This is a genomic window from Microbacterium sp. UBA3394, from assembly GCF_002358725.1.
Lineage (GTDB): Bacteria > Actinomycetota > Actinomycetes > Actinomycetales > Microbacteriaceae > Microbacterium > Microbacterium luteum.
This window is the reverse complement of the sequence record NZ_DEPK01000120.1, coordinates 1-3,048: the sequence shown is the minus strand read 5'-3', so window position 1 is coordinate 3,048 and position 3,048 is coordinate 1. Positions and strand designations below refer to the sequence as shown.

2 protein-coding genes are annotated in these 3,048 nt (G+C 69.8%); both read left to right on the top strand.

Annotated elements, in window-relative coordinates:
* Positions 1-1,557 (top strand): dynamin family protein (locus B4E30_RS07520; protein WP_286794421.1); only part of this gene is annotated, 1,557 nt, incomplete at its 5' end.
* Positions 1,554-3,048 (top strand): dynamin family protein (locus B4E30_RS07515; RefSeq protein ID WP_286794418.1); only part of this gene is annotated, 1,495 nt, incomplete at its 3' end. The genes B4E30_RS07520 and B4E30_RS07515, both read left to right, overlap by 4 nt.

The following is a 3,048-nucleotide window of genomic DNA, read 5'->3' as shown; positions in this document are numbered from 1 at the left end:
TGGGTCGTGCAGCAGAAGGGCGACCAGCCGGGCGTCGTCGAGCAGATCGACATCCCTCTCGAAGCGCTCGCCGACTACGTCTCCGAGCGCGGCAACCCCAGCAACGAGCAGAAGCTGCTGTCGGCCGAGGTCGTTCTGCCCCGCGAATTGCTGCGCGGCGGGCTGCGGCTGGTCGACTCGCCGGGCGTCGGCGGGCTCGACTCCACCAACGCGCTGACCACGCTTGCGGCGCTGTCGTCGGCGCATGCCGTGCTGCTCGTGTCGGATGCGTCGCAGGAGTACACCGAGCCCGAGGTGCAGTTCCTGCGCCACGCCATGCGCGTGTCGCCGAACGTGGCGGCGGTGCTGTCGAAGACGGACCTCTACCCGCAGTGGCGCGACATCGAGCGCATCGACCGCTCGCACCTGGGCGACGTCGGCGAGGTGCCGATCTTCTCCGTCTCCAGCGATCTGCGGCTGCTCGCCGCCGAGCACCACGATCGCGAACTGAACGACGAATCGGGTTTCCCTCAGCTCGTCCACCATCTTCGCGGCGAAGTCCTGGCACATGCCGAAGTGGTTCATGCCCGGAGCGCGGTCCACGACGTCGTGTCGGTCGTGGACCAGATGGAGGTCTCGCTCACCTCCGAGCTGAACGCCATCCTGCATCCCGAGGACACCCCGCGCATGATCGCGCAGCTCGAAGACGCCAAGGCGCGGGCCGACGAGTTCCGGGGACGCTCGTCCAAGTGGCAGACGACCCTGAACGACGGCGTCGCCGACCTCATCTCCGACATGGAGCACGATCTGCGCGACCGCCTGCGGCGGGTGCAGCGCGAGGCGGAGGCATCCATCGACGAGGGCGATCCGGGCCCGATCTGGGAGCAGATCACCGAGTGGATCGATCAGCGCATCAACGCGGCGGTGTCGGAGACGTTCGTGTGGACCGACGAGCGCTCGCGCTGGCTGTGCGAAGAGGTCGCGGAGCAGTTCTTCGAGGGACAGACCGAGATTCCGCTGTTCGCTGTCGGCGACACCGAGGGCGTGCTCGATCCCGTCGACCGGATCGCCGGCGTCGACTCCGGTCAGATGGGTGCGGCCGAGAAGATCTTCATCGGCGTGCGCGGTTCCTACGGCGGCGTGCTCATGGTCGGTCTCGCGACCGGCCTCATCGGACTGTCGCTCATCAACCCGCTGTCGCTCCTGGCCGGTGTGCTCGTGGGCCGCCGCGCCTACCGAGAAGACATGACCAACCGGCTCGCGCGCCGTCGCTTCGAGGCAAAGACGGTCGTGCGCCGCCACATCGAAGAGGTCATCTTCCAGGTCGGCAAGCAGCTCAGGGACCGTCTGCGCCTCGTGCAGCGTGCGGCGCGCGACCACTTCGGCGGCATGGCCGACGAACTGCACCGCTCGCTCGGTGAAGCGGTGCTGGCCGCCAAGCAGGCCGCTTCGACGTACGCCAGCGGCCGGGACAATCGGGTCAGGGAGCTGCAGACGCAGATCCAGCAGCTCGAAACGCTCAAGCGGAAGATCCCCGCGATCGCGCCCGTCAGGCAGCTCGAGGCGGCGCGCTCGTGAGCACGCCGTTGCGCGACGACGCCGCGCGGCTGCTCGACACCGCGCGGGCCCGCTACGCCGACGACGCCGAGGCGACCGCGCGCCTGGACGAGTTGAGCCGTCGCCTGCACGAGCCGCTGCGTCTGGCGCTGGCGGGCATGGTCAAGGCCGGCAAGTCCACCCTCCTGAACGCGATGCTGGGGGAGCGGATCGCTCCCACCGACGCCGGCGAGTGCACGCGCGTGGTCACCTGGTACCGGTATGCCGCGACCCCCTCGGTCACCCTCCATCGCCGCGACGGCGAGCAGCAGCGCCTGCCGATCCGTCGCGAGCGAGGGCGCCTGATCTTCGACCTCGGCGAGACCTCGGCCGACGATGTCGACTGGATCGACGTCGGCTGGCCCTCGAGCGGGCTCCGGTCGCTCATCCTCATCGACACTCCTGGCATCGCCTCGCTGTCGCAAGACGTCTCGGCGCGCTCGACGACGTTCCTCGTGCCCGAGGCGAGGCCCTCGGCGGCCGACGCGATCATCTATCTGATGCGGCACCTGCATGCCTCGGACATGAAGTTCCTCGAGTCCTTCCGTGACACGGCGGCCGGTCAGTCTCAGACGGTGAACGCGGTCGCGGTCCTCTCGCGCGCCGACGAGATCGGCTCCGGCCGCATCGACTCGATCCTCTCCGCGAACAAGGTCGCCCGGCGCTACGAACTCGACGGGGAGCTCGCCTCGCTCGCCCTGGGCGTCATCCCCGTCGCGGGGCTGCTCGCCGAGAGCGCCCGCACCCTTCGCGAAGACGAGTATGCGGCCTTCAAGGAACTCGCCGCCCTCCCGCGCGAGGATCGGGAGAAGCTGCTCATCTCGGCGGACCGCTTCGTGCGGCCCTCGCCGGCGACGACCCTCACCGAAGCGGCCCGCCGCGCTCTCCTCGCCCGGTTCGGCATCTTCGGCGTGCGCCTGGCGACCGCGCTGCTGCGCCGATCCACGCCGACTTCGACCGACTTCGCCGAGATGCTCGTGCAGCAGAGTGGTCTGAACGAGTTGCAGCAGTTCGTCCGCGAGCAGTTCCGCACGCGCGCAGCAACGCTGAAGATCCGGGGCGTGCTCGACGGCCTGGAACGCGTGCTCGCGGATTTCCCCCGAGACGACGTCGACGAGGTGCGTGGGGGCATCGAACGCATCCGCGCCACCGCTCACAGCCTGCGTGAGCTCTCGGCGCTCGCGCGGGCGCGCGCCGACGGGCTGCCGCTGGCACCGAGCGACGCCGCCGAGGCGGAGCGGATCATCGGTGGCAAGGGGACCGGCCCGACGGTACGGCTGGGTGTCGGCGATGACGCCACCGACGAGGAGATGCGGGCCGAGGTCGACCGGCTGCTGGACCGGTGGCGCGCGCTCGGCCAGTCGCCGTTGACCGAACGCAGCGCCGTCGAGGTCTGTCGCGTGGTGACCCGCAGCCTGGAGGAGATCGCCTCAGTACTCCCCGCTGTCGCCGGAACGCCGCACGTCGTGCTTG